This window comes from Xenorhabdus sp. TH1 (genome assembly GCF_037260955.1).
Classification (GTDB): domain Bacteria; phylum Pseudomonadota; class Gammaproteobacteria; order Enterobacterales; family Enterobacteriaceae; genus Xenorhabdus; species Xenorhabdus griffiniae.
The window spans coordinates 2,973,989-3,000,227 of record NZ_CP147734.1; the positions used below are offsets into that span (position 1 = coordinate 2,973,989).

Annotated in this window: 25 protein-coding genes; 13 read left to right on the forward strand and 12 right to left on the reverse strand. The window is 42.7% G+C overall.

Annotation, left to right across the window (positions count from 1 at the left end; translation table 11 throughout):
- The first annotated feature begins 48 nt into the window (after nucleotides 1-48).
- The 4 genes from WDV74_RS12980 to WDV74_RS12995 all read left to right on the forward strand — a co-directional run bounded on the left by WDV74_RS12980 (nucleotide 49) and on the right by WDV74_RS12995 (nucleotide 3,235).
- Nucleotides 49-828, forward strand: a complete 780-nt coding sequence (locus WDV74_RS12980) for an SDR family oxidoreductase (RefSeq protein WP_338883190.1) — start codon at nucleotides 49-51, stop codon at nucleotides 826-828.
- Between the two features lie 71 nt (nucleotides 829-899).
- A complete protein-coding gene (locus WDV74_RS12985) occupies nucleotides 900-1,778 on the forward strand; it encodes a co-chaperone YbbN (RefSeq protein ID WP_338883191.1) in 879 nt (292 codons plus the stop codon).
- 49 nt (nucleotides 1,779-1,827) lie between these two features.
- Complete coding sequence (locus WDV74_RS12990; RefSeq protein ID WP_338883192.1) at nucleotides 1,828-2,760, forward strand: SPFH domain-containing protein; 933 nt, start codon at nucleotides 1,828-1,830, stop codon at nucleotides 2,758-2,760.
- Between the two features lie 19 nt (nucleotides 2,761-2,779).
- A complete protein-coding gene (locus WDV74_RS12995) occupies nucleotides 2,780-3,235 on the forward strand; it encodes an NfeD family protein (RefSeq protein WP_338883193.1) in 456 nt (151 codons plus the stop codon).
- On the opposite strand, the gene cueR is transcribed toward WDV74_RS12995, so the two are convergent.
- Nucleotides 3,232-3,636: a Cu(I)-responsive transcriptional regulator gene (gene cueR, locus WDV74_RS13000; RefSeq protein WP_338883194.1), complete on the reverse strand. Its 405-nt coding sequence runs from the start codon at nucleotides 3,634-3,636 to the stop codon at nucleotides 3,232-3,234. The genes WDV74_RS12995 and cueR overlap by 4 nt on opposite strands.
- A 79-nt stretch (nucleotides 3,637-3,715) precedes the next feature.
- On the opposite strand from cueR, the gene copA reads away from it, so the two are divergent.
- The 5 genes from copA (at nucleotide 3,716) to WDV74_RS13025 (ending at nucleotide 8,809) form a co-directional block, all read left to right on the forward strand.
- A complete protein-coding gene (gene copA, locus WDV74_RS13005; protein ID WP_338883195.1) occupies nucleotides 3,716-6,463 on the forward strand; it encodes a copper-exporting P-type ATPase CopA in 2,748 nt (915 codons plus the stop codon).
- 129 nt (nucleotides 6,464-6,592) lie between these two features.
- Complete coding sequence (locus WDV74_RS13010; protein ID WP_338883196.1) at nucleotides 6,593-7,405, forward strand: TraB/GumN family protein; 813 nt, start codon at nucleotides 6,593-6,595, stop codon at nucleotides 7,403-7,405.
- Nucleotides 7,406-7,480: 75 nt separating this feature from the next.
- Nucleotides 7,481-7,957, forward strand: coding sequence for a Cys-tRNA(Pro)/Cys-tRNA(Cys) deacylase YbaK (gene ybaK, locus WDV74_RS13015; protein ID WP_189759633.1), 477 nt, complete (start codon nucleotides 7,481-7,483; stop codon nucleotides 7,955-7,957).
- A 160-nt stretch (nucleotides 7,958-8,117) separates the two neighbouring features.
- Complete coding sequence (locus WDV74_RS13020; protein WP_189760477.1) at nucleotides 8,118-8,285, forward strand: hypothetical protein; 168 nt, start codon at nucleotides 8,118-8,120, stop codon at nucleotides 8,283-8,285.
- Between the two features lie 167 nt (nucleotides 8,286-8,452).
- A complete protein-coding gene (locus tag WDV74_RS13025) occupies nucleotides 8,453-8,809 on the forward strand; it encodes an acetyltransferase (RefSeq protein ID WP_338883197.1) in 357 nt (118 codons plus the stop codon).
- A gap of 170 nt (nucleotides 8,810-8,979) precedes the next feature.
- Here WDV74_RS13025 and tnpA read toward each other — a convergent pair whose 3' ends face one another.
- Both tnpA and ushA read right to left on the reverse strand, forming a co-directional pair.
- Nucleotides 8,980-9,435 carry an IS200/IS605 family transposase gene (gene tnpA, locus WDV74_RS13030; protein WP_338882928.1) on the reverse strand — a complete coding sequence of 152 codons (456 nt, stop codon included), beginning with the start codon at nucleotides 9,433-9,435 and terminating at the stop codon, nucleotides 8,980-8,982.
- A gap of 230 nt (nucleotides 9,436-9,665) precedes the next feature.
- Nucleotides 9,666-11,327 (reverse strand): bifunctional UDP-sugar hydrolase/5'-nucleotidase UshA, encoded by a 1,662-nt coding sequence (gene ushA, locus WDV74_RS13035; protein ID WP_338883198.1) that lies wholly within the window; start codon nucleotides 11,325-11,327, stop codon nucleotides 9,666-9,668.
- 241 nt (nucleotides 11,328-11,568) lie between these two features.
- Here ushA and WDV74_RS13040 point away from each other — a divergent pair, with 241 nt between their 5' ends.
- Both WDV74_RS13040 and ybaL read left to right on the forward strand, forming a co-directional pair.
- Nucleotides 11,569-12,786 carry an MFS transporter gene (locus WDV74_RS13040; RefSeq protein WP_338883199.1) on the forward strand — a complete coding sequence of 406 codons (1,218 nt, stop codon included), beginning with the start codon at nucleotides 11,569-11,571 and terminating at the stop codon, nucleotides 12,784-12,786.
- Between the two features lie 233 nt (nucleotides 12,787-13,019).
- Nucleotides 13,020-14,732: a YbaL family putative K(+) efflux transporter gene (gene ybaL / locus WDV74_RS13045; RefSeq protein WP_338883201.1), complete on the forward strand. Its 1,713-nt coding sequence runs from the start codon at nucleotides 13,020-13,022 to the stop codon at nucleotides 14,730-14,732.
- Nucleotides 14,733-14,799: 67 nt separating this feature from the next.
- On the opposite strand, the gene WDV74_RS13050 is transcribed toward ybaL, so the two are convergent.
- From WDV74_RS13050 to apt, 9 genes are all read right to left on the reverse strand, one after another.
- Nucleotides 14,800-16,110 (reverse strand): inosine/guanosine kinase, encoded by a 1,311-nt coding sequence (locus WDV74_RS13050; protein ID WP_338885612.1) that lies wholly within the window; start codon nucleotides 16,108-16,110, stop codon nucleotides 14,800-14,802.
- Between the two features lie 184 nt (nucleotides 16,111-16,294).
- Nucleotides 16,295-17,416 (reverse strand): LPS O-antigen length regulator Wzz(fepE), encoded by a 1,122-nt coding sequence (wzz(fepE), locus tag WDV74_RS13055; RefSeq protein WP_338883203.1) that lies wholly within the window; start codon nucleotides 17,414-17,416, stop codon nucleotides 16,295-16,297.
- Nucleotides 17,417-17,574: 158 nt separating this feature from the next.
- Complete coding sequence (gene hemH / locus WDV74_RS13060) at nucleotides 17,575-18,540, reverse strand: ferrochelatase (protein WP_338883205.1); 966 nt, start codon at nucleotides 18,538-18,540, stop codon at nucleotides 17,575-17,577.
- Nucleotides 18,541-18,764: 224 nt separating this feature from the next.
- Nucleotides 18,765-19,409 carry an adenylate kinase gene (gene adk / locus WDV74_RS13065; protein WP_338883207.1) on the reverse strand — a complete coding sequence of 215 codons (645 nt, stop codon included), beginning with the start codon at nucleotides 19,407-19,409 and terminating at the stop codon, nucleotides 18,765-18,767.
- Between the two features lie 170 nt (nucleotides 19,410-19,579).
- Nucleotides 19,580-21,469: a molecular chaperone HtpG gene (gene htpG, locus WDV74_RS13070; RefSeq protein WP_338885613.1), complete on the reverse strand. Its 1,890-nt coding sequence runs from the start codon at nucleotides 21,467-21,469 to the stop codon at nucleotides 19,580-19,582.
- Nucleotides 21,470-21,670: 201 nt separating this feature from the next.
- The gene (gene recR, locus WDV74_RS13075; RefSeq protein ID WP_338883208.1) at nucleotides 21,671-22,279 is read right to left on the reverse strand and encodes a recombination mediator RecR; all 609 of its coding nucleotides are present in this window, start codon (nucleotides 22,277-22,279) and stop codon (nucleotides 21,671-21,673) included.
- Nucleotides 22,279-22,608 carry a YbaB/EbfC family nucleoid-associated protein gene (locus WDV74_RS13080; RefSeq protein ID WP_038219125.1) on the reverse strand — a complete coding sequence of 110 codons (330 nt, stop codon included), beginning with the start codon at nucleotides 22,606-22,608 and terminating at the stop codon, nucleotides 22,279-22,281. The genes recR and WDV74_RS13080 overlap by 1 nt, the downstream gene beginning before the upstream one ends.
- A gap of 47 nt (nucleotides 22,609-22,655) precedes the next feature.
- Nucleotides 22,656-24,617 (reverse strand): DNA polymerase III subunit gamma/tau, encoded by a 1,962-nt coding sequence (dnaX, locus tag WDV74_RS13085; protein WP_338883210.1) that lies wholly within the window; start codon nucleotides 24,615-24,617, stop codon nucleotides 22,656-22,658.
- Between the two features lie 107 nt (nucleotides 24,618-24,724).
- Entirely contained in the window at nucleotides 24,725-25,276 is a 552-nt protein-coding gene (gene apt, locus WDV74_RS13090; protein WP_338883211.1) for an adenine phosphoribosyltransferase, read from the reverse strand.
- Between the two features lie 213 nt (nucleotides 25,277-25,489).
- Here apt and WDV74_RS13095 point away from each other — a divergent pair, with 213 nt between their 5' ends.
- Together WDV74_RS13095 and rsmS are read left to right on the forward strand one after the other, a co-directional pair.
- A complete protein-coding gene (locus WDV74_RS13095) occupies nucleotides 25,490-26,032 on the forward strand; it encodes a primosomal replication protein (RefSeq protein ID WP_338883212.1) in 543 nt (180 codons plus the stop codon).
- Nucleotides 26,033-26,051: 19 nt separating this feature from the next.
- On the forward strand, nucleotides 26,052-26,216 hold the full coding sequence (rsmS, locus tag WDV74_RS13100) for a pleiotropic regulatory protein RsmS (RefSeq protein WP_338883213.1): 165 nt from the start codon (nucleotides 26,052-26,054) through the stop codon (nucleotides 26,214-26,216).
- Nucleotides 26,217-26,239: the final 23 nt, after the last annotated feature.

Here is a 26,239-nt window from a genome sequence, read left to right on the forward strand (position 1 = left end):
AGTAAATCATTTATTTCCATAAATTGATGCAGATGGACAGGTAAAGTTATGCAAAAAGCCATTTTTATTACTGGGTGTTCTAGCGGGATCGGGTTAGTCGCGGCCAAAACCCTCCACCAACGTGGTTACCGCGTACTCGCAGCTTGCCGCAAGCTCTCTGATTTGGCACATATGCGTGAGTTGGGGTTCGATCCCATCGAATTGGATTTAGATGATAAAGAAAGCGTAGAGCGCGCAGCCAGGAAAGTTATCGAATTAACCAACGGGCGTTTATTCGGGCTATTCAATAATGGGGGATTTGGTGTTTACGGTCCATTGGAAAGTATTTCCCGCGAACAGATGGAAAAACAGTTTTCCACCAATTTCTTTGGCACCCATCAACTGACGTGCCTGCTACTGCCAGCGATACGCTCTTATGGCGCCGGGCGGATTGTCCAAACCAGCTCTGTGATGGGATTGATCTCGACGCCAGGCCGTGGGGCGTATGCTGCCAGTAAATATGCCCTTGAAGCCTGGTCAGATGCCTTACGTGGCGAATTGGCAAAAACAGACATTAAAGTCAGCCTGATAGAGCCTGGTCCAATCCATACCCGTTTTACGAAGAATGTTAATCAAACGCAGCAGGATCACCCGGTTGAAAATCCAGGTCTTGCTCGTCGTTTTACGTTAATGCCTGAAGATGTCGTTTCTAAGCTCATTCATGCGCTGGAAAGTCCTAACCCAAAATTACGCTATTCGGTTACGTTATTGACCCATACAGTAAAAGTGATGCGGCGTCTACTTCCTGAGCGATGGATCGATAGGATCTTACGCTGGCAAAGTAAATAGACATTGAAAAACGGACAAACAAGTCTTATTTATTCATGTAATCACCTTACAACGACTCAGAGAAAAATCCCATGGAACCAACCGCAAATACAAACAACAATACTGCCTCTATCATTAATATTGATGAATCGAATATTGCCCAGGTTGTGCAGCACTCTCTCACCCAGCTTGTCGTATTCTACTTCTGGTCCCCACAAGACCTACATTGCCATGAGTTAGAAACCACGCTTGATAAAATAGCCCATGAATATGCCGGGCTATTTACCCTGGCTAAAGTCAATTGTGACCAACTTTCTCATATCGCTGCACAATTTGGTGTGCGTAGCTTACCTACTGTACTGTTTGTAAAAGAAGCTCGCCCTGTTCAAGGTTTTGAGGGGATACAGACAGATGAAGCCATCAGAAAAATTTTTGCCACTCTCCTGCCCCAAATGGAAAAATCACCATTAGAGCAAGTTAACGAGCTACTTGTAGAAGGTAAAAATCAGGAAGCATTGCCTTTACTAAAAGAAATCCATCAAGAAAATCCACAAGATACAGAGATTACCCTATTGCTAGCCCAAGTGAATCTTTCACTCAATCATCTTGAAGAGGCCCAAAAAATACTGGATACCGTTCCATCAGAAGCACAAGATGAATACTATCATGAGTTACTTGAATACCTTAAGTCACAGCAAGAGGCGGCGGATTCGCCGGAGATTCGACAACTACAACAAACGTTGGTAACTCAACCAGAGAATGCAGAATTAGCCGTACAACTGGCTGACAAATTACACGAAGTTGGCCGTAATGCAGAAGCCCTGGAATTGCTATTTAGTTTTCTGAAAAAGGATCTTTCCGCTGCCGAAGGTGCAGTGAAAAAGACGATGATGGATATTCTCTCTACACTGGGTACTGGAGATGCTCTGGCATCTAAATACCGTCGTCATGTATACTCTTTACTCTACTAAGTAGAGAAGATTTATATATTCCATAATTAACTTTAATAAGGGAATTGTTATGGATTTACTCTCTTTTGGTGCTGTCCCGATTTTAATCGTTATTGCGATTGCTATCGTCTTTACCTGTGTCAAGACCGTTCCACAAGGCTATCAATGGACTGTTGAGCGCTTTGGACGTTACACTCGTACATTAACACCAGGCCTGCACATTATCACGCCATTTGTTGATCGTATCGGTCGTAAAATCAATATGATGGAACAGGTTCTGGATATTCCATCGCAGGAGGTCATTTCTCGCGATAATGCCAATGTCACCATTGATGCCGTCTGCTTCATCCAGGTTGTCGATCCCGTACGTGCTGCCTATGAAGTCAGCAATCTGGAACTGTCCATCATCAACCTGACCATGACCAACTTCCGTACCGTGCTAGGCTCCATGGAGCTGGATGAAATGCTGTCCCAACGCGATTCCATCAACAGCCGATTGCTGGCAATCGTCGATGAAGCGACTAACCCGTGGGGCGTCAAGATCACCCGGATTGAGATCCGTGATGTGCGTCCACCAAAAGAGTTGATCTCCGCCATGAACGCCCAAATGAAAGCCGAGCGTACCAAACGTGCAGATATTCTTGAGGCAGAAGGTATTCGTCAGGCCGCCATTTTGAAAGCGGAAGGAGAAAAACAGTCGCAAATTTTGAAAGCAGAAGGTGAGCGCCAATCAGCCTTCCTTCAGGCTGAAGCCCGTGAACGTGCCGCCGAAGCAGAAGCGCGGGCAACCAAAATGGTTTCTGACGCTATTGCAAATGGTGATATGCAGGCAATTAACTACTTCGTTGCCCAAAAATATACCGATGCCCTCACCAACATCGGTGCCTCAAATAACAGCAAAGTGATTATGATGCCACTGGAAGCCAGCAATTTAATGGGAGCCATTGGTGGTATTGCTGAATTAATTTCCGAAAGCAAGAAAAGCAAGCAAGATAATAAATAGCCATACAGGGTAAATTGTTATGATTGAACAGATCGCCGCTCAGCCAGCCTGGTTCTGGCTCTGTTTTGGTGGCCTGCTTCTGATTGCAGAATTGCTGGGAACAGGAGGATATCTGTTGTGGACAGGAACCGCAGCCATCGTTGTTGCCCTGCTCACATGGATTTTCCCTACTATGGGCTGGGAATTGCAAGGTACTCTGTTTGCTGTCTTAACCTTGCTTTCTGCTATTGCATGGCGTAGCTGGCTACGCCATCGCCCACGCCTGACTAGTGATAAGGCGCTCAATCAGAAAAACCACCAGCTGATTGGAATGCGTACCCGTTTAATCACGGATACCGAAAACGGTTTTGGGCGAGTCAAACTGGCCGATGGCAGTTGGCGCGTTCATTGTAACCAAGCGCTTCCAGCCAATACCGAAGTTGAGGTTATCGCCGTTGACGGGATCACATTAAAGGTGAAGCCAGTTTCCCATTAACCATGATGCTTACAGCAACCAGATAAATGCTCAATGATGGGACAATCAGCCCCATCATCTCCTGGGCATTCAGCCACCAACACCAGCAATTTTTCCTTTATCTTTTGCAATTCCAACATCGTTTTTTCTATTTCCGCCACTTTTTGCAGGGTTGCCATTTTTACATCAGCACTGTGGCGGTGAGGATTGCGAAATAATCGCAACAATTCGCGACACTCCTCCAACGTAAATCCGACTTCTTTTGCCTGACGCAAAAGCATCAGTTCGTCAATATGCCTTTTCTGGTAATGACGATAGCCATTATCTCCCCGCGCTGGTGCGGTAATGAGATCTTTTTCTTCATAAAACCGAATCGCTTTGCTGGTTAAACCGGTCTTACGGGCAATTTCACTGATATTCATTATTTCCCCTTGACCTTCCCCTTGCAGGAAGGTTTAGCCTTAATGATAAGTATATCACTCTGTATCAGGAGATATTGTTATGTCCACAACCACCATTCTCGCACTTCAAGGCCTGACTTGTATGCATTGTGTCGGCAGGGTTAAAAAAGCGCTGGAAAGAATACCTGGCGTTGAGCTGACAGATGTGAACCTCAATTATGCCAAAGTTATCAGTAATGTTTCACCTGATGAATTGATTGCGGCCATTGTTGCCGAAGATTATCAAGCCTCTGTAGCCACCCAACCCGATGTTGTATTACGCCTGTCAGGTTTAAGCTGCATGAAATGTGCAAATAAAACACAAAAGGCATTGGACGCGGTAGAAGGTGTTATCGCCACAGAAGTTGATACCCAAACTGCAAAAATCTATGGTAAAGCAGAGAACAGCGCCTTAATCTATGCAATCGAACAAGCCGGATATCACGCTGAATTAGCAACGGAAGCCGAGTACCCAAAAACTAAGCCGCTGGCAATACATGTTCCACAGACTCCGGAGTCTTTGGCAGCGGCAATATCTTCGACTCCGGTAAAAACCGTTTCTGTTGAGCACAGCAACAAAAATGATGTGAATGGTAATGACAGTATTCAGCTCCTGCTGGATGGCATGAGCTGTGCAAGCTGTGTCAGTAAGGTACAAAAAGCCCTGCAATCCGTTGATGGCGTGGAACATGCCAGAGTCAATCTCGCGGAAAGAAGCGCATTGGTCACAGGCCACGCCTCACCAAATGCCTTAGTGGAAGCCGTCATCAAGGCCGGTTATGGTGCGGAAATCATTCAGGATGAAACAGAACGCCGTGAGCGTCAGCAACAAGTAGCACAGGCCAATATGCGCCGCTTTCGCTGGCAATCGGCTCTTGCGTTAGTGGTTGGGTTGCCTGTCATGGTGTGGGGTATGATAGGCGACAATATGATACTCACACCAGCAAACCACACCATTTGGCTGACTATTGGTTTGGTGACGCTGGCTGTAATGATATTTGCAGGCGGGCATTTTTATCGTAATGCGTGGCAAAGTCTAAAAAATGGCAGTGCGACAATGGATACCCTCGTAGCTCTGGGTACTGGTGTCGCATGGCTCTATTCAATAAGCGTCAATTTATGGCCAGAAATTTTCCCCCTCCAAGCCCGCCATCTTTATTATGAAGCCAGTGCCATGATTATTGGTTTGGTCAATCTCGGCCATGCCTTAGAACAACGTGCCCGCCAACGCTCTTCCAAGGCTCTTGAGCGATTATTGGATCTCACGCCACCAACCGCGCGGCTAGTTACCTCTGAAGGTGAAAAAACAGTGCCACTGGCTGATGTCATGCCCAATATGGTACTGCGCCTGACAACAGGAGATCGTGTTCCGGTTGATGGTGAAATTACTCAAGGTACAGTTTGGCTGGATGAAGCCATGCTGACAGGTGAACCTATTCCTCAGCAGAAAACAACTGGCGATACCGTCCATGCCGGCACTGTAGTCCAGGATGGTACGGTATTGTTTAAAGCCAATGCCGTTGGCAGCCAAACAACCTTGGCACGTATTATTAAACTTGTTCGTCAGGCACAAAGCAGCAAACCTGAAATCGGCCAATTGGCCGATAAAATATCTTCAATATTCGTGCCTGTTGTCGTTGCTATCGCTCTGATTGCGGGCGCGATTTGGTATTTTGTCGGCCCTGCCCCACAAATCATGTACGCACTGGTCATCATGACAACCGTCTTGATTATCGCCTGTCCTTGCGCACTTGGGCTGGCAACTCCCATGTCCATCATGTCAGGGGTAGGACGGGCAGCCGAACTAGGTGTATTGGTGCGTGATGCTGATGCCCTGCAACATGCCAGTCAACTGGATACGATTGTCTTTGACAAAACAGGAACCTTAACTGAAGGTATGCCACAAGTCACAGAGATCCACACCTTTAATGGTTTCACCGAAGAGCAAGTATTACTGTGGGCTGGTGCATTAGAAAATGGCTCTAATCACCCCTTGGCAAAAGCTATTTTATTGCAGGTTGAAGGGCAAAAATTACCCGAAGTACAAATATTCCGAACCCTCGCAGGACTGGGTGTTAAGGGAGAAATTGGAGAGGCTACGCTATTATTAGGTAACCAAAAATTACTTGAGCAGCATCAGATTGAAACAGCAGAATTAAAGCCATTTATTGCGGCACAGGCAGAAAGAGGCATTACTCCCGTTATTTTGTCGGCCAATGGGAAAATCGCAGCCCTGTTTTCTATCCGTGATCCCTTGCGCCAGGATACCGTTTCTGCCCTGCAACGCTTACATCACCAAGGCTATCGTTTGGTTATGTTAACCGGAGATAATCCCATCACAGCGAATGCTATCGCCCAAGAAGCAGGTATTGACCAGGTGATTGCCGGTGTTTTGCCTGATGGCAAAGCCGCAGCCATTCAGTCACTTCAATCAGAAGGCAGAAAAGTGGCGATGGTCGGCGATGGCATAAACGACGCCCCTGCATTGGCGCAAGCGGATGTCGGCATCGCAATGGGAGGCGGTAGCGATATCGCCATAGAAACCGCAACAATTACCCTGATGCGCCATAGCTTGCATGGGGTTGCTGATGCAGTTGAATTATCCCGCGGTACATTGCGTAATATGAAACAAAACCTATTTGGTGCATTTGTCTATAATACTTTAGGCATTCCAATTGCGGCCGGCATTTTATACCCATTTACGGGCACTTTATTAAATCCTGTCGTTGCAGGTGCGGCCATGGCATTGTCTTCTATTACTGTTGTCAGTAACGCCAATCGCTTATTACGCTTCAAACCTAAGTCCTGACCTAATTTATTTTTTCCATGAAAAGCTAAACCTATTCCGTTTAGCTTTTTATCCCGCATTTTTCCCTCTTTCTTGTTGGCGATTAACAGGTTAGCATACCGACCAATGCCAACTATTGGAGGATGTAATATGGGAAAATTACTGTCATATTTCAGTAAAATATTGGGACTCAATTCCCAACGACATTACCCTTATCCTGCTTTTGACATCAATTTAAATAACAACAAACAGTTACATATTGTTGGCAGCATTCATATGGGTACTAAGAACATGTACCCACTTTCTGAAGTATTGTTGGAACAGCTAGAGCAAGCGGATGCTCTGATTGTCGAGGCAGATATCACGCAGGCCAATTCCCCTTTCAAAGAAACATTTCCTGAACAGACCGAGTTATCACAACGTTTATCTCCCGAACATTTTGCCTGTCTGCAACACTATTGCCGAGAAATTCAACATCCTGTCACGTTGCTGGATCCATTGCCATCGTGGCAAGTCGCATTGATATTACAGGCCGCCCAAGCCCAATATTTGGGGTTACAACCCCAATATGGTATCGATTGCCAATTACTAAACAGTGCACAAGCACTCAATAAACCCATTATCGAGTTGGAAGGCACTGATGCACAAGTTAGCCTTCTCACCAACTTGCCAAACGGTGGGATCTCACTATTGGAAGATACCATCACCCATTGGCATACTAATGCCCGTGCTTTACAGACCATGATTAGCTGGTGGATGAATTACAAACCGGAGAAACAAAATCAGGTAATACCCATGACATTCTGCGAAGAGATTTATCAAACCTTAATGGCTGAACGCAACCGTCAATGGAGTGAACAGTTACATAGCTTACCAGCAGGACAATATTTGGTTACAGTGGGCGCTTTACACCTTCACGGTGAGAACAACTTACGCCAGATGCTGGCAAAACCGCAAACATAACAACTTCATCTGCTTCATTCTGAAAGTCAACCATTACGGATAAGCAGTGATAAATTGATCTTTATAGGAAAAAATATGACTCCCGCTGTTGTCTTGCTGGAAAAACAAAAAATTAATTTCAAACTTCATCCTTATGACCACGATGTCAATGAACATAATTTTGGTGATGAAGTGGTGAAAAAACTCGGTTTAGATGCCAATCAGGTTTTTAAGACATTGTTGGTTTCATTGAATGGTGATCCTAAACATCTTGCTGTCGCCGTTACGCCTGTCTCTGGGCAACTCGATTTGAAAAAAGTGGCTAAAGTTTTCAAGGCCAAGAAAGCAGATATGGCCGATCCTCAACTGGCACAAAAGGTAACGGGTTATTTAGTGGGTGGCATTAGCCCGTTGGGACAGAAAAAGCGTCTACCTACCGTGATTGACAGTCAGGCGCAAACCTTACCAACCCTATTTATTTCGGGTGGTAAACGTGGTTTAGATATTGAGTTGTCCCCCATAGATTTATGTCAATTACTTCATTGTTCATTTGCTGATATTGCTAAAATTTGAAAATCAATTGCAATTCTCGCTGAATTTTTTCGAGCTGGCTCTGTTTTCTTTAAAACAGAGCCTTGTGATAAACAATAATGCCGATATACTTTCCTCACAACGAAAAATCACTAATTACCATTTCAATTAACTTAGTTTATTTAAATGAAAGAGGAATAAAATGGCAACTTCATCATTTTTCCGTCCCATCGTTATCACTGATCCAAAAGCAATTAAAATGCTTAGAAAGGCTAATAGGAAGCCAAGGGAAAATAATTTTGAGACAATCGATTTTGAAGCACAGCAAAAAGAGGCTATAGAGATATTAAAACGAAAATTCTCACTCTAAGTAAAATTCTGGCGGCCTTTGGTAGTGACAGAGCAAGAGAATATTTACTCTCATTTTCTTGTCCCCCTAACCATGATGTAGAATCATTTTTACATTTAAAATCAATTAGATTTGAACAAGCTGATGCAACAAGAACCTATTTAATTCTAGATAAAGAAGGATTATTATTGGCTTATTTTTCTTTAACATTTAAGGAGATATCAACAAATAATCTTGCCATTTCGAAGACAAAGATAAAAAAACTTAACGGTATCAGTAAAAATGCAAATTCTCTAAAAGTTTATTTAATTGGTCAAATAGCTAAAAATTTTTCATTACGTAAAAACCCAATAAGCCTTAGAGACATTTTATTTCATATCAATGTCACCATTGAAAAAGCTCAAGAATTAATAGGAGGGAGAGTAACTATTTTGGAATGCGAAAACAATTCAAAAATTATCACCTTATATGAAAAAAATGGACTTGAAAAACTACCAACCAAAGGAGAAAGTAATTCATTAATTACCATGCTATTTAATCATTAAATTATTATTCAGTTTCAACCGTTCTTATTTATGCATAACACGCCTTATTGCTAATCATAACCACCCGCATAGCGGGTGGTTTGCTCTAGCCCTATAAGGGCATGTTACCGACTGCGCCTAAATGACGCGGCTTTCTCTTCGTTCAAGCTAAGTGTCTTTGCTTCTTTGGCTTACCCCTTGAAGGGGTCGTTATACTCTCGTGTACTTAATTTATCTTGAAGTAAATCTGACTTTTCTTGCTCTCTGATATAGTTACGGATTGTGGCTTCATTCAGCCCCACTGTGCTGACGTAGTATCCTTCCGACCAAAACTTCCGGTTGCCAAATTTGTATTTTAAATTGGCATGTTTATCAAATATCATCAACGAGCTTTTACCTTTTAAGTACCCCATAAAACTGGAAACACTTATTTTCGGGGGGATACTCACCAGCATATGAACATGATCTGGCATTAAATGCCCTTCGATTATTTCGACTCCTTTGTACTTACAAAGGTTTCGTAGAATCTCACCTATACTTGAACGGATACTATTGAAGATGACTTTTCGTCTATATTTCGGCGAAAAGACGATATGGTATTTACACAGCCACTTTGTATGCGCTGAGCTTTGTGCTTTAATTCCCATAAACACCTTTCCTTATTTAAGTTACGGATATTAGCTTGAACATCTATATCGTAACGGAAAGGTGTTTTTCTTGGTATAACCCTTGAACTCCACCCGCATAGCGGGTGGTTTTATGTTTAAGCAGCTGATGCTACTTAAACTGGCTAAAGCCATAATAAGCAAAAGACCATCTGCAAGAACAGATGGTCTTTTTATGCAAATAACTAATAAAGTAATCTATTGCTCAGGGATTAATTATTGATACGAATTTCACCTTTCGGTTCATAATCAGAGGATTTCAATGGAGAGTGTTTTTCAATATATCCTTTCAATACTTCAGCATCGACAAACCCTGTATCAACATAACCAGGCAAATTATCAATCCGTGGATAACCATCTCCGCCAATCGCGTTAAAGTTCAACGTCGCCATGCGGTAAGTTTTATTTGGATCTAATGGCTTACCACCAATTTTTACCTCACTGATATTCTTACCCTCTTTCACGAAGCTCACATTATAAAACTGACCATAAGCGCCAGAATCCTTTTCCATATTTGCAACAGCCGTCAAATAGGTCAAAACTTCGCTACCTTTGAAGTCCACATAAACCAGTTGGTTAGCAAATGGATGAACTTTCATGACATCCTTGTAAGTAATATCCCCTGCTTCAATAGAGTCACGGATCCCACCACCGCTCATCACTGCAAAATCAGCGTTTGTCCGTTCCATCTGAGCAGCTAATACAAGGTGTGCCATATTCGTTTGCACGAAACGTACTTTACTGCGATCACCTTCTAATTTGTTATCTACTGAGCCTATTTTCACATTAAGGATCTTGCTGCCCTTATCTTCATAAGGTGTCAACAACTTAAGCATTTCAGGATTTTGCTTAATTTCATGGGTATAGTAAACACGTTCCGTACTGCCATCTTCTTTTGTTACTTTTTTCTTTAAGTTAATCGGGATCAATTGATAATGAACTAACTTGAATTCACCATTACGGAATTGAAAATCAGCCCGACCTACATATTTCCCCCATTCGTGAGCCTGAACAATCCATGTACCATTTTGGCGATCAGGAGAACAAGGTGTACCCGGAACATAATCCACTTGTTTATAGTTTTTATTCTCCGCAGACATACACACCGGATCTTGTGAGTGTCCCCCCACAATCATGTTCAAATAACCTGCAGGCAAACTACGTGCCATTTCAACATCTCCCGGCGCATTCGTACCATGATGACCATCGTCATAGTGCCCCATGTGGGTTGCTGCAATAATCACGTCCGGCTTTTCATTCTTTTTCAGCTCTTCAATAACTTTTTTGGCTTCTTCAGCAGGAACACGGAATTCAACATCCGGAAAATTAGCCGGATTACCGATTTTCGCGGTGTCATCGGTTGTCAGGCCAAGAACCGCTATTTTCACACCTTGCTTATCAAAAATAACATATGGCTTAAACAAGCGCTTGCCTGTACTGGTTTGGTAAATATTGGCAGAGAGAAATGGGAAGTTTGCCCATTTTTGTTGCTGGAACAAGACATTTAAGGGCTTATCAAATTCATGGTTCCCCAATGCCATTGCATCGTATCCCACCAGATTCATGCCCTTAAAATCTGGTTCAGCATCTTGCATATCTGATTCTGGTACGCCAGTGTTAATGTCACCACCTGACAATAGCAATACGCTACCCCCTTTCTTGGCAACCTCCTGACGAATGGAATCTACCACCGTTTTTTGAGCCGCCAAACCATATTCACCATAATCGTTATGCCAGAAATGGCCATGATGGTCGTTAGTATGCAAGATGGTAATGTCATAGGTTTTATCTTTTTCCCAGGCGTTTGCAATTAACGGTGCCAGTGACAGCGAAACTGCAAGGGCGCAAATTGACGCTTTAAACGATAGTTTCATGGGGTATCTCCATGTATTTCAAAATCTTATTAGTTATATGATGGTAGTGGTTCATCCCTTTCAAACCGCGGCTTAAAAGATTTCACCTTTTTGATATTGCGGCCAAATTATATAGGTATAAATAAAAATTTTGTTAATTATCTAAGATGTATTATGGTGTAAAAATTAAACAGAAATTCAACAAACCTAAAAATTTCCCCCTATAAACTTTGTTGATAATGACATTGATAAGCGAATAGATATGAGTGAAAAAAGTAAAACAACCTTGTTTCCAACTTCACCAACAAAAAAACATCGCACCGTTTTTTCAATTCTCGGCGCCATCAGCTTATCTCATATGCTGAATGATATGATTCAATCGTTGATTCTGGCGATTTATCCACTGCTGCAATCTGAATTTACTCTCAGTTTTATTCAGGTTGGGATGATAACTCTAGCCTATCAGGTAACAGCATCTCTATTGCAACCCCTTATCGGTTTGTATACCGATAAACATCCGCAACCCTATTCACTGCCTATCGGTATGGGATTCACCCTATCTGGTTTGCTTCTGCTAGCTTATGCTGAAAGTTTTTCAATTATATTAATGGCTGCCGCATTGGTTGGTACGGGATCATCCGTTTTTCATCCCGAATCATCACGAGTCGCACGTATGGCTTCAGGTGGACGTCATGGTCTAGCGCAATCTTTATTTCAAGTAGGGGGAAATTTAGGAAGTTCATTAGGCCCGCTGTTAGCCGCCATTTTTATTGCGCCTTATGGCAAGGGGAACGTCGGTTGGTTTTCCCTGGCAGCACTGTTGGCTATCGTAATCCTCTTGCAAGTCAGCCAATGGTACAAGATGCAGCATCGGGTTATCTCCCCCCTGTCTTCCCGTACTAATGCCCTGCCAAAGCTGCCGAGAAAAACCATTATAAATTCTTTTGCCATTCTTCTGTTACTGGTTTTCTCCAAGTATTTTTACCTAACCAGTATCAGTAGCTACTATACTTTTTACCTGATACAGAAATTTGGCTTATCCGTGCAAAATGCCCAGATCCACCTATTTATCTTTTTATTTGCCGTAGCGGCAGGTACCCTGATTGGCGGGCCGATTGGAGATAAGATAGGTCGGAAATATGTCATTTGGGGTTCAATTCTTGGCGTGGCACCTTTTACCCTGCTGTTACCTTATGCCTCCTTATTCTGGACAAGCATATTGACGGTTATTATTGGTATAATATTGGCCTCTGCGTTCTCTGCTATTTTAGTCTACGCTCAAGAGCTTATTCCCGGCAAAACAGGCATGATTGCCGGTTTGTTCTTTGGCCTGGCCTTTGGTATGGGGGGCATTGGGGCTGCCGTACTTGGCTATGTCGCAGATAAAACCAGTATAGAATTGGTTTACAAAATTTGTGCTTTTCTGCCACTTCTTGGTATTTTTACGCTGTTTTTGCCAAATTTAGAAAAAAACACGTGAAAAACACAAGGAATACCCTGGATAAACACCATAATTATTAAAGTATTCTTCTTTGTAAACTAGCGTAAATTATGGCAAAATCTACATAAAATTACATTAAAATAATGTTTATGTAGATCACTCTCTTTTTTGCCACTCAATATATTTTTTTGTAATCTTTAATTATTTATAAAATATATTATTACCTCACCTAACTACACAATTTATATACTCGCTACCCAGAAGGAGCCTTGATGGAGCACTCGACACCTCTTATCACGACCATTGTTGGCGGTTTTGTTCTTGCTTATCTGCTTGGTATGCTTGCACAGCGCCTGAAAATTTCACCTCTGGTAGGATACCTCGTTGCAGGTGTACTAGCGGGTCCCTTCACGCCTGGTTTTGTTGCCGATACATCTTTAGCTCCAGAACTGTCAGAAATTGGCGTGATCTTACTGATGTTTGGTGTCGGTCTACATTTTTCACTTAAAGATTTGCTAGCCGTCAAATCAATTGCCATTCCTGGTGCTATCGCCCAAATTGCAGTTGCAACCTTATTAGGTACCGGGTTATCAGTGCTGCTCGGCTGGGGATTACTCAGTGGCATTGTATTTGGTCTTTGTCTGTCTACCGCCAGCACAGTAGTATTGCTCAGGGCATTAGAAGAACGACAGCTCGTTGATAGTCAAAGGGGACAAATTGCCATTGGTTGGCTAATTGTTGAAGATCTGGCCATGGTGCTAACGTTAGTATTACTTCCTGCAGCAGCAGGAATTATGGATAGTCAAAACGCAAATATTAGTCAATTGCTGTTAAAAATCTCTCTCACCGTTGGAAAAGTCGTTGCTTTTATTTTGTTGATGATTTTCGTCGGACGACGTGTCATTCCCTGGTTACTGGCGAAAACCGCAGGGACAGGTTCCCGTGAACTTTTCACGCTGGCTGTACTTGCCATTGCGTTAGGTGTTGCTTATGGTGCAGTGACACTATTTGATGCTTCATTTGCCCTCGGTGCCTTCTTCGCTGGCATGGTACTAAATGAATCAGAATTGAGTCATCGGGCGGCGCAAGATACTTTACCGCTAAGGGATGCTTTCGCAGTTCTGTTCTTTGTTTCTGTTGGTATGCTGTTTGACCCTATGGTCTTACTCCAACAACCTCTGGCGATTATAGGAACCCTTGCCATTATTATCATTGGCAAGTCATTAGCTGCTTTGCTACTGGTCAGAATGTTTGGGCACTCACGACGCACAGCCCTCACTATTTCAGCCAGTCTCGCCCAAATTGGTGAATTTGCCTTTATCCTCGCCGGGCTTGGTGTCACGTTGGGATTCCTGGATGGGGAAGCCCGTAACCTTGTACTAGCTGGCGCTATCATTTCAATCATGCTGAATCCTGTGCTATTTAGCTTATTGGATCGCTATTTGGAAAAAACAGAAACCATTGAAGAACAGTTACTCGAGGAAACACTGGAAGAAGAAACCCAGATCCCAGTCAATATTTGTGGTCATGCTATTGTGGTGGGTTATGGCCGAGTGGGGGATCAGCTTTGTCAGCGTTTACAAGAAAAAAATTTTCCTGTTGTGGTCATTGAAGATACACGCGCCCGGTTTGAAGAGTTAGGCGAAATGGGTATCAGTGCCGTGATGGGTAATGCCGTCAATAAAGAGATCATGGCCCTGGCAAGGCTCGATTGCGCTTGCATTTTATTCCTGACAATCCCTAATGGTTATGAAGCCGGTGAAATCGTTGCGAATGCCAGAGAAATCAGGCCAGATATCAAGATTATTGTTCGAGCCCATTATGATGATGAAGTCACTTACATTACAGAGCGTGGCACTAACCACATCATCATTGGTGAACATGAAATAGCACGGGCAATGGCTGATGCACTACCCGAATATGAAGAGGGTTGTCCAATAGAGCCGCCATTATTACACTCACCTGCGACTTCATCGCCAACATAACATACGAGTCAAGGAATATCCCCAAAATGAGGGATATTCCCATAAAAACCCCATACTACTAGCAGAGTCAGCGTTCCCAGTAAGACTCTTCCAGACTATCTTCTTTCTCCGGCAACCCTCGGGTTAGACGCGGAGAATGCTGACTCAATACCTGATAACTCACTCTATTAGCGTACTTACATACCTGAGCCAAAGAAGAATAGGTCAAATAAGAGCGCGCATGTTTGCTGGAGTTAGGTACATTCATGCGATGATAACTGTTGGCTGTGATATCATGCAGCAATGCAGATAACGCACCATCCCCAGCACCATTAGTATTCATGATTTTTTCAGGCCCTCCCATATAGGGCTCAATATGGGAATAAACCCGCATTGGGTTTTGGCAATCCACCTTACGCATCGCCCGGCTGAATTCATAACGGTTAAATTCTGCAATCGCACCAGGCAGCAAAGGATGCAATGTTTGGCGCTTTTGTTCTTCCTCAGTGTAACCCGCCATATATAATCCAGCAGGCCCTGCGGTACATAACACCAAATCCACCCAATTTAGCGCCATGTCAGCTGCTAATAAAGGATCACTGAAACCGGTTAATTCACAAGCTTCATCTTCATTCATTGCAACAACAGAAACATTTTCAGCCAGAAAATCGCGCCACCATTGTGGATCATCCGCAATGACGTATTTTGTTCCTAATGTTAATACAACAGGTACGTTATGCTTCTTCGCATATTCAATGGCTTTCATTGTTGCTTCTGGCATTGGCTCACCCGGTTTACAACGCACCAAATAAGCGGTGATCACCAATGCTGACGCTTCCGCAATAATATGTTCAGGGATGCTTTCTGGACGAAGCTGATTCATTAACCCCGGGCTGATCGCAAATGTTCTTTCACCATTTTCCGTCACTAAAGTAAAACAACGGCCAATTGGGCCATCAACGCCCTGAAGATGATTGAGATCCATACGACTGGATGTATTGCAGAGATAACAATATGCATAACTTCCTATTTGGATGTTATTACACATTGCGCCAAGCAGGACGGATTTATCATCAGCCAGCACAGAATAGTTATGCAAAGTATTGCCGATAGTGCCACCCGCAAATTCATGGCTGATGAGATTCTTTTCTGTCAGTTCCTTGTAAAGCGCCTCGGCTACATCATCTTCAATGACTAACGAGTGTCCCTGGCTTAGGTTATAACGCTGAATAAAATCCTCATCAACTTTGGCTTCAATATCAACTAGTGTCTGGTCAATGCCAACAATGTAGGCTTGATTATTTTCAGTATCCATCATCTCTTTGATGGGTTGGAGCAGAGGATCTCTTAAACTGACAGGAAAATAGTGTTTAGATTTACGTTTACCAGGGAATTTCATAATTAATTGTTGCGGTAGAGCCAAAATATGCGGCATGTTAGCATAATATAATGTGCCACAATACCGGAGAGAAACAAAAATATGGAGATAAAAATGAAGACAGCCAATACTGTAATAGCATTGGCTGTCAAAATATCAACTATCAAAACATATTATCTATAACATATTTGAATTATAAACAATATTAAGCCTCTTGTTTTTGGCGACTACGTACCATGTGGCGCAACAGAACATACATGATGGATAAAATAAATCCGATAAAACCTGCTCCAATCAAAATCAGCAAACGCTTAGGTGAATCTTTTGATGTTGGTTCATAAGGTTCCTGCATGTACTTGAATGGTACAAAATCAACTGTACTCACATTCACGTTTTCCAGATTTTTAATATACAACTGGCGGTTACGCAGGTCCGCATCAATTTTTGTTGGATCGATAACTTCTTCAGTAATCTGTAATTTACGTTGCAGTGCATCGGAACCCAACGCAATCGAATAATCTGGGTCATCCTTGATCATGGCTCCGCCATTTGATACTGGCTTTTTAATCCCGGCAGAATCCGCAAGAGAAATCGCATACTTCAGTCGCTCAATATCCACACTGCGCATATTGCCAATACGTTCTAAATCAAGGGAGTAAAGCTTTTGGGAGTAATCCAATTTCTGGTACACCATATCACTCAGTTCCTCTTTCACTTGATCACGAACCACCGAAGAGACAAATTTGATATAGCCATTTAATAAATTGTAAGCATTTTCTGCATTGTCAGCACTGAAAGAAAGTTTAACCTCATTAAAAATGTCATCCTCTTTCTCTTTTTTCTCGTTATGAGGTAAAGATATGGTAATATTTTTATTAACAATTTTCTCGATCAGTTTTCTTTTTTCCTGAACCGAACCACTATGATTCTGAGCTAGCAAGGTCTTAAAGTACTCGGTGCTAACCAAATATTTTTCACGCAATACACGTGAATTATAGTTTTCAATAAACCGCTTATACAGCGATTCTTCTGTCACTTTGGGATCTATATTCAGAACATGCAAATCCGTTAACGCATTTTTCAGTGGCTGGAACTCTTCTAAATCCGGTTTTACTACAGCGGCTGTACTGGTCCATTTTTGCGGTAAAAATGATGCAATACTGAAACCAATAATTGCAAAAACGAAAGATACTGCAATGATCAAATATTTTGATTGGAAGAGAACAGAAAATAGTTCAAACAAATCAATTTCATCCTCCCGCGCTGGAGGATAATAGTTTGTATGCTCTTCGTAAAAATCGGGGTGCTTAATAGGTTTATTACTCATTATCTATAATCCAAATAATTTCTCTTTCCATTGATATGCAAGCATTTTCTCTCGCTTATCGAATTTACTGGTTAAAAACCATATTCCTTAAAATAATACGATGATCAATGTCTGCCATTCACCATACGTGATAATGTTATACAATCAGTAATTGCAAATTATTTCATGAAATTGTTTACTAACTGTTCAAGCAAAGAAATGTGGGCATCATTATCATTAAGTGCAGAGATATATTCAAACTTTTTCCCACCAGCCTCTAAAAAAGTAAGTTTATTCTGTTGGTTAATCTCTTCCAACGTTTCCAAACAATCTGCTGCAAATCCCGGACACACCACTTGAATATGTTCCACACCTTGGCTCGGTAATGAAGCTATGGTCTTATCTGTATAAGGAGATAGCCACGGCAAATAACCAAAACGCGACTGATATGTCATCATAATTTTATCTGCTGGATAATCTAGTACCTGATTCAACAGTTCAGTCGTTGCCTTACAATCCTGTGGATAAATATCCCCCATCTTTGCTAGACGTTCAGGAATACCGTGATAGGAAATAATTAACCGATCAGGCTGTCCATGCTTTTCAAAGCTCTGCTCGATAGTTTCCTTTAGTGCTGCAATATAGGCAGGGTGCGTAGCATAACTACGGACAAAATGCAGGGTAGGAATTGTCCGATATTCCCGTAATATTTTACTGATCCCGTCAAAAACCGCTGCCGAAGTTGTACTGGAGTATTGGGGGTAAAGCGGCAGTACAATGAGAGCCTCAATGTCCTGCTGCAACAAACTCTCTACAGCCTGAGACAAAGAAGGAGAGCCGTAAGTCATCCCCAAAGCAATAGGAATATCCACCAACCTCTCACCCAACAATTTCTGTTGGCGACGACTATAAACTAATAAAGGAGAGCCTTCTTCCATCCAAATTTCTCGGTAAAGCTTAGCAATTCGAGAGACTCGGAAAGGGAGAACGAAAGCATTTAAGATAGGTTTCCAAATCAATGGAGAAATATCAACTACTCTTCTATCACTCAAAAATTTTGCCAGATAACATCTTATTGCTGCTGGTGTTGGCGCATCAGGTGTACCAAGGTTCACTAATAGGACACCATACCTCTTGCTACTCATTCCTCAGAGCTCCATTAAAATGACTGACGATATAGTATAAAGCATGAAAGATAGTTACATGTAACATTTCATGGAGTAAATTTCTCTAAGGTAACGTAATATATAAAAAAACCAGGCGGTATGAAGGCCGCCTGCTATAATAACTTAAGAGCTATCCCCTCTCTTACAAGCAAAAGCCAGAAGTCTCCTCTTGGAGATATCCCTTAAAGGTACACACTAAATCATTAACCCAGAATGTTAGCCAGCTCTGCGCTCACTTCCACTACTTGACGAGTACCATCAAGTTTAAAGTATTTTGTGTTACCGGCCTGTGCTTCTTGCTGATAGTAAGAAACTAAAGGTGCAGTTTGTGCGTGGTACTCAACCAGACGTTTACGGACCGTATCTTCCTGATCATCTTTACGAATAGTCAGCTCTTCACCTGTAACATCATCTCTATTTTCCACTTTTGGTGGATTGAATTTGATGTGGTAAACACGGCCTGACGGCGCATGCACACGACGACCAATAATACGTTCAACGATGATTTCATCAGGAACGTCAAATTCCAACACATAGTCAACCTCGATACCAGCGTCTTTCATGGCATCTGCCTGAGGAATAGTGCGTGGGAACCCATCCAACAAGAAGCCATTATGACAGTCATCTTGTTTGATGCGCTCTTTAACTAAAGCAATGACCAGTTCATCAGTGACTAGCTTGCCATTATCCATCAACTCTTTTGCTTGCAAACCCAACTCGGTACCCGCTTTTACTGCAGCACGCAGCATATCACCTGTAGAAATTTGGGGTATCCCATATTTCTCCATAATAAATTGTGCCTGAGTCCCTTTACCAGCGCCTGGTGCGCCCAGTAGAATAATACGCATTGCGTAAATCCCCTTGCTATTTACTTTTCATATTTTAAAGAAAACGTACTACCATACCATTTGAATGGGGAATGGCTCAAGAAAACAGGTAAACGTTTCCGCACTAACTAAAAAATAAACCACGCCTCATTTTTCTTTGAAGCGTGGTTTTTATAATTATCTCAATAAGTTTAAGCTTTTTCAGCTAATAATAATTGATTCATACGACGAATAAACTGATTTGGATCATCCAATGTGCCACGTTCAGCAAATAACGCTTGATCCAACAGCAACTCTACCCAATCAGCAAATTGAGCATCATCATCAATATCAGCCGCTTTTTTAACCAGAAGGTGTTCTGGATTCAGCTCAAAGTTATAACTGACTTCTGGCACAGACTGGCCCGCTGCCGCAAATAGCTTCGCCATTTGGGTGCTCATCGCATTAGCATCAGTTGTTACAATAGCTGGAGTATCGGTCAGACGATGAGTTAGCTTCACTTCTTTCACGCGTTCACCTAGCAGAGTTTTCACGCGCTCAACAAATGGCTCCAGTTTTTTGTCTGCTTCTTCTTGTTCAGCCTTGTTTTCATCAGCCAGTTTATCGAGGGATTCATCCGCTTTGCTGACTGATTGGAGTGACTTACCATCAAATTCAGTCAGGTAGCTCATCATCCATTCATCAATGCGGTCAGACAGTAACAGAACCTCAATGCCTTTCTTACGGAACAGCTCCAAGTGTGGGCTATTCTTCGCTGCAGCATAACTATCCGCAGTAATGTAATAAATCTTCTCCTGCCCTTCTGCCATACGGCCAACGTAATCTTCCAGAGAAACAGTTTGAGCGGAGCTATCATTATGAGTCGTAGCAAAGCGCAATAACTTAGCAATAGCTTCTTTGTTTGCGCCATCTTCGGCTGGACCTTCTTTCATCACTAGGCCGAACTGCTGCCAGAAGGTCTGATATTTTTCTGCATCGTCTTTTGCCAGCTTATCCAACATTTGCAATACACGTTTAGTCAGCGCGCTGCGCAAGTTACGTGTGATTGAACTATCTTGCAAAATTTCACGGGAAACGTTCAATGGCAGGTCGTTGGAATCGATCAGACCACGGACAAAACGCAAGTAATTTGGCATGAATTGTTCAGCTTCATCCATGATGAATACACGCTGTACGTATAGTTTCAGGCCATGTTTATGTTCGCGGTTCCACATATCCCACGGTGCCTGGGAAGGGATATATAGCAAGCTGGTGTATTCCTGCTTACCTTCAACGCGGTTATGACTCCAAATCAGAGAGTCAGTAAAGTCATGGGAGATGTGCTTATAAAACTCTTGGTACTCTTCATCACTAATTTCAGCTTTATTACGAGTCCACAAGGCTTGGGCTTTGTTGATTTTTTCCCATGTAACGGTAACTGAATCATCTTCTTCATTTTTGGTTTGGGTTTCAATTTCAACTGGCAAGGCAATATGATCAGAATACTTGCCAATGATAGAACGCAGACGCCAATCATTGAGGAACTCGCTTTCCCCATCTCGCAGATGTAAGGTAATTTCTGTACCACGATCTACTTTTTCAACATCAGCAACGGTGTAGTCACCTTCTCCCGTTGATTCCCAGAACACACCTTGTTCAGCAGGTGCCCCTGCTGCACGGGTACGTACGGTGACTTTGTCAGCGACGATAAAAGCAGAGTAGAAGCCTACACCGAATTGGCCAATTAATTGGCTGTCTTTTGCTTGATCAGAACCAATGGACTCAAGAAATGCTTTAGTACCAGATTTTGCAATCGTTCCGAGATTATCGATCACTTCATCACGGGACATACCGATACCATTATCACTGATGGTGATAGTTTTCTGTTCCTTATCAAGAGCCAGACGAACACGCAATTCGCCATCATTTTCATACAGCTCAGGGGCAGACAATGCACGGAAGCGCAATTTGTCAGCCGCATCAGATGCGTTTGAAATCAGTTCACGGAGAAAAATTTCTTTATTGGAATAGAGAGAATGGATCATCAACTGTAGCAGTTGTTTGACTTCAGACTGAAATCCACGGGTTTCCTGATCTTTCATGCTCATTTATTACCTCAATCTAAATCCAGTTCAGATATGTAAAATCGGACGATGGTAATCAAATGGGGATAGATACGGAAAGTTTCAAGTTAAGATAGCAATAAGAATATAAAATTAGTTTAATAAGCGGGTAAGTCAACTATGGATGGCGGCATAATCAGCAGCACCATCCATAAAATTACCCATTAATCGGGAACAAAATCACAAGTTCGTGATTTTTTGCCGGCCAGCCAACGAATGAGACAGTGTCGTACCATCCACCATTTCAAGCTCTCCGCCCACAGGAACACCATGAGCAATTCGGCTGGCTGTCACACCATATTGAGAACATATTTCTGCAATATAGTTTGCCGTTGCCTCTCCTTCGACAGTTGGATTAGTTGCCAGAATGATTTCTGACAAGGTTTCAGAAGATAAACGTTCTTCTAAACGATCTAAACCAATATCCATTGGCCCGATACCATCCAGTGGCGATAAATGCCCCATCAAGACAAAATAACGTCCCGCAAACTGACCGGTTTGTTCGACAGCATGAATATCTGCGGGGCTTTCCACTACACAAATCTGGCCATTCTGCTGACGACGCGGATTGGCGCAAATCGTGCATTGTTCCTGTTCCGTGAATGTCCGGCAGTCCTGACAATGACCAATTTCAGACATCGCTCGTGTCAGTGCCTGGGCCAATCGCATTCCACCACTGCGATCTCTCTGCAATAGATGAAATGCCATCCGCTGTGCAGATTTTGGGCCTACGCCGGGCAAACAGCGCAGGGCTTCCATCAGAGATTCAAGAAGAGGACTGGTTTGCATTAGAATGGCATCTTAAACCCAGGTGGTAACTGCATTCCACTGGAAACACTGGCCATTTTTTCTTTCTGGGTTTCTTCAATACGGCGAGCTGCATCATTGAATGCCGCTGCAATCAGATCTTCCAGCATGTCTTTATCATCGTCCATTAAACTTGGATCGATTTCAACCCGACGGCAGTTATGTGCACCATTAATAGTGATTTTTACCAAGCCTGCGCCAGATTCGCCTGTCACTTCCAGATTTGCAATTTCTTCCTGCATTTTCTGCATTTTTTCTTGCATCTGCTGGGCCTGTTTCATCAAATTGCCCAAACCACCTTTACCAAACATAATTTTCTCTCTTCGCTATCGCCACAGCATAAAATACACTACGGCAGTTAAACAGGCCGGATACTTTCTTCATCCAATTCTGCATCAAATAGTTGCTGAAGTGTTTGAATCGTTTTATCCGAAATAATGGATTGACGCGCTTGTGCCAATTTTTCTTCATAAATGGCTTGTCGCCATTCCAGAGGCGTTTTTACCGCAGGATTATCATCTTCAATGATATTGAGTTCAATAGGTTTTCCATGCAATTCTCTCAATGCTTCGGTCAACACTTTCTGAGCCGATGCTGAATTAAGATGGCGCTGCTTTGAACGTAAATGCAGACAAAGACGATTTTCATCAATCTGTTCTTTAAAAGCATTCAGTGCTACCTGCTGAACCAATTTTGGAATCTGCAGTTTATCAATTTCCGCAGCCCATGGATCCCTTTGTTTCGATTCAATAGCCAGTTTTTCTACCAATTCTGTTGTTTTCTCGTGCTCCAAAGCGGCTTTGATCGCTTTTGGTGTCGTAGTCGGGCGCGGTTTCTCCTCTCCACTATTCGTTGCCCGCCAGCGATAAGATTCCTTTTTTACCGGATTAGCTGGATTAGATTCCCGTGCTTTAGGGATATAAGATTGAGACCGTTGTTCTGCCACCGCCACCAGTCGCTCCAGTGCTGAGCTTGCCGGTTTAGCAGACTCTGCCGGCTCAGGCTTTTTTAGTGGCGTATTTCCTTGACGTGTCAGCGAACTTCTTGCTTGCAATAGCTTCGCTGTAGGACTGTTTGCAATAGGCGATTCACTGCCTATCGATTGGGATATTGTCTGCTCAGCAGGACGCTTATTTTCGTCTTTATTTGAAGTCAATTGCTTTGCAGATAGCGAGGCCGAAGGTGATGCTACAGGGCTTTCCACAGCAGGAGGTAATATTTCCTCAATGACTGTTTTAGGATGAAAAGCCAGAGCACGCAATAACGCCATTTCCACTCCCATCCGTCGTTCTGGTGCATAAGGAAGCTCTTTGCGCCCCACCAGTAGCGCTTGATAATACAGCTGCAAATCCGTCGGGGAAATCGCTCTTGCCAACAAACGCAACCGCCCTTCCGTTGAAGAAGGCTCACTTTCAGGTTGCTGAGGCAATAGTTGGAGCATGGCAATCCGATGCAACAGCGACAATGTTTCAACCAGCAAATTTTCCCAATCGACACCACGAGTTGCCACTTGTTCCACCAATGCCATCATTTGTTGACCATCTGCACGCACCAACGATTCGATCATTGCCAATGGTTGGTCATCATCCAGTGTTCCCAGCATCTGGCTAACAATATCTGATGTCAGCTTTCCGCCACCAAGAGCAATAGCTTGATCCGTTAAACTCAAGGCATCACGCATACTGCCATCTGCTGCGCGGGCAAGTAACTGACGGGCTCGAACATCACTTTCTATTTGCTCCGCATTAAGAACATGTTCCAATTGGCTGCTAATTTGATCCACATCGAGTGTTTTCAAATGGAATTGTAAACAGCGTGAAAGGATAGTCACTGGCAGTTTCTGTGGATCAGTTGTGGCCAAAAGGAATTTCACATGTTCCGGTGGTTCTTCCAATGTCTTCAACAATGCATTGAAACTATGGCGAGAAAGCATGTGAACTTCATCGATAAGGTAAACTTTGAAACGACCTCTGGCAGGCGCATACTGGACGTTATCCAACAACTCGCGAGTATCTTCTACTTTTGTTCGGGAAGCAGCATCGATTTCAATCAGATCAACAAACCTACCCTGTTCAATTTCAAGACAGTTGGTACACTGACCACACGGAGTCTTTGTTATGCCCGTTTCGCAATTCAGTCCTTTTGCCAACAGACGTGCAATAGTGGTTTTTCCCACACCACGAGTGCCGGAAAAAAGATAAGCGTGATGGAGGCGTTGGTGTTCGAGACCATTCGCCAATGCAGTCAACACATGTTGCTGACCAATCACATCAGAAAATATTTGTGGGCGCCACTTACGGGCAAGTACCTGATAGCTCATGAATACCGAGGAAATTGAACATGATTATCTAACATGCTAGCACAGCCTCACCATTAACGGCGAGGCTGATATATTAATATGTATCAATATTGCAAAAAATAGAATAATCAGTGGCCGGGAAATTCAACGATGGTATAGCTGTTAACACCTTGTTTTTGCAAACGTTCAACGCCACCTAAATCCGGTAATCCAATAATAAAAGCCGCTTCAGAAACTTGTCCACCTAGACGACGAATCAAGCGTACTGTCGCATCAATGGTACCACCCGTTGCAAGCAAATCATCAATAACCAGAACTTGATCCCCTTCCTTGATGCTGCTTTTATGGATTTCTAATGTATCTGTACCATACTCCAGATCATAAGTTTCGCTCAGCGTTTCACGCGGCAATTTACCTTTTTTACGAACAGGAACAAAACCAACCCCCAAACGCAGTGCAACAGGAGCCCCGAATAAGAAACCACGAGCTTCAGTGCCAACGATTTTCGTAATGCCTGTATTCTGATAACGAGCTACCAATAAATCTATCGTAGCTTGGTAGGCAACTGGATTATCAAGCAATGTGGTAATGTCACGAAAAAGTATTCCTGCCTTTGGATAATCAGGGATTGTTTCGATACTATCTTTAATTAATTGCAGTTGTTGTGCGTTAGCGGTCATAATCGATGTCAGCCAGGTTTAATGAAGAGAGCAAGAAAGCGGTAAAATTTATTCAAACTACTGTGAAAAAGCAACTGCCAAACAAGTCGTTACTTATATTTTGTTGACTTAAGATAAACCCCACACTTAGCAGGTTCAGTGTGATTGCAACCAAATCTGCGAAACTAATTAAAAGACTTTGACAAACTGATTATTAATCATAATGAGATACTAATGGGTATACAAAATTTATTATGTGTACTTGAAAAACAGGTCAGTATTCTGGAAAAAGAACTCGCCTTACTACCTGATACCCCTTTTTCCAGTGCCCGTTTTGATCAAATGTTGTTTCACCACCGCAGCAATAAACTCGATGGATATATGCAAGAGATCCGACAAAATCTGGAACAACTGAAAGCCTGTGTAAGCGATTCTCGGATTGAACAAGTGAAGTTCCTTGCTGAGCGTTTAGTGGTACAAACCGAAGCACTTAAGCGCGAGATATCAACCCAAGCGCTACGAAAACAGGAAGATAAATTTGAGTACCGCTCACAAAGCCAAGATCTTTATCAACGTCTGGCAGAGCATCAAGATTATGAACGTCGTTTAATGGCAATGATTGATGACCGGGAATTACAGTTAAATAAACAAACTACACTTACCAATAAGCACAAACTGCAAAAAGAAATTGCAGCCCTCGCGGGTAGGCTCGCCCGCTGCCGTCAAGCATTAATGCGGATCGAGAAATCGATAGAAAAGCAAGAACATTTAGATTAATCACAGAGGAAAACTAGCTATGGCCCTAGAACAAGCACCACCTGAAGTACAACTTGCAGTAGATCTTATTTATTTGCTTGAATATAACGAAATTTCACCTGCTATTGCATTAGCAGCACTAGAAATTGTCAAACATGATCTTCAAGGAAAATTAGAAAAACAAGTTCAAAAACCTGATGAATAAGTTTGATTAATGCTTACTCCTCA

Coding starts and splice junctions, on each gene's coding strand:
- WDV74_RS13020 (WP_189760477.1), top strand. CDS start 8,118: ATGGCAACTTCATCATTTTTCCGTCCCATCGTTATCACTGATCCAAAA.
- copA (WP_338883195.1), top strand. CDS start 3,716: ATGTCCACAACCACCATTCTCGCACTTCAAGGCCTGACTTGTATGCAT.
- dnaX (WP_338883210.1), bottom strand. CDS start 24,617: ATGAGCTATCAGGTACTTGCCCGTAAGTGGCGCCCACAAATATTTTCT.
- apt (WP_338883211.1), bottom strand. CDS start 25,276: ATGACCGCTAACGCACAACAACTGCAATTAATTAAAGATAGTATCGAA.
- tnpA (WP_338882928.1), bottom strand. CDS start 9,435: ATGGGAATTAAAGCACAAAGCTCAGCGCATACAAAGTGGCTGTGTAAA.
- htpG (WP_338885613.1), bottom strand. CDS start 21,469: ATGAAAGATCAGGAAACCCGTGGATTTCAGTCTGAAGTCAAACAACTG.
- WDV74_RS12995 (WP_338883193.1), top strand. CDS start 2,780: ATGATTGAACAGATCGCCGCTCAGCCAGCCTGGTTCTGGCTCTGTTTT.
- WDV74_RS13010 (WP_338883196.1), top strand. CDS start 6,593: ATGGGAAAATTACTGTCATATTTCAGTAAAATATTGGGACTCAATTCC.
- WDV74_RS12980 (WP_338883190.1), top strand. CDS start 49: ATGCAAAAAGCCATTTTTATTACTGGGTGTTCTAGCGGGATCGGGTTA.
- WDV74_RS13080 (WP_038219125.1), bottom strand. CDS start 22,608: ATGTTTGGTAAAGGTGGTTTGGGCAATTTGATGAAACAGGCCCAGCAG.
- WDV74_RS13040 (WP_338883199.1), top strand. CDS start 11,569: ATGAGTGAAAAAAGTAAAACAACCTTGTTTCCAACTTCACCAACAAAA.
- WDV74_RS12990 (WP_338883192.1), top strand. CDS start 1,828: ATGGATTTACTCTCTTTTGGTGCTGTCCCGATTTTAATCGTTATTGCG.
- adk (WP_338883207.1), bottom strand. CDS start 19,409: ATGCGTATTATTCTACTGGGCGCACCAGGCGCTGGTAAAGGGACTCAG.
- WDV74_RS12985 (WP_338883191.1), top strand. CDS start 900: ATGGAACCAACCGCAAATACAAACAACAATACTGCCTCTATCATTAAT.
- cueR (WP_338883194.1), bottom strand. CDS start 3,636: ATGAATATCAGTGAAATTGCCCGTAAGACCGGTTTAACCAGCAAAGCG.
- recR (WP_338883208.1), bottom strand. CDS start 22,279: ATGCAAACCAGTCCTCTTCTTGAATCTCTGATGGAAGCCCTGCGCTGT.
- ushA (WP_338883198.1), bottom strand. CDS start 11,327: ATGAAACTATCGTTTAAAGCGTCAATTTGCGCCCTTGCAGTTTCGCTG.
- WDV74_RS13050 (WP_338885612.1), bottom strand. CDS start 16,110: ATGAAATTCCCTGGTAAACGTAAATCTAAACACTATTTTCCTGTCAGT.
- ybaK (WP_189759633.1), top strand. CDS start 7,481: ATGACTCCCGCTGTTGTCTTGCTGGAAAAACAAAAAATTAATTTCAAA.
- WDV74_RS13095 (WP_338883212.1), top strand. CDS start 25,490: ATGGGTATACAAAATTTATTATGTGTACTTGAAAAACAGGTCAGTATT.
- rsmS (WP_338883213.1), top strand. CDS start 26,052: ATGGCCCTAGAACAAGCACCACCTGAAGTACAACTTGCAGTAGATCTT.
- ybaL (WP_338883201.1), top strand. CDS start 13,020: ATGGAGCACTCGACACCTCTTATCACGACCATTGTTGGCGGTTTTGTT.
- hemH (WP_338883205.1), bottom strand. CDS start 18,540: ATGAGTAGCAAGAGGTATGGTGTCCTATTAGTGAACCTTGGTACACCT.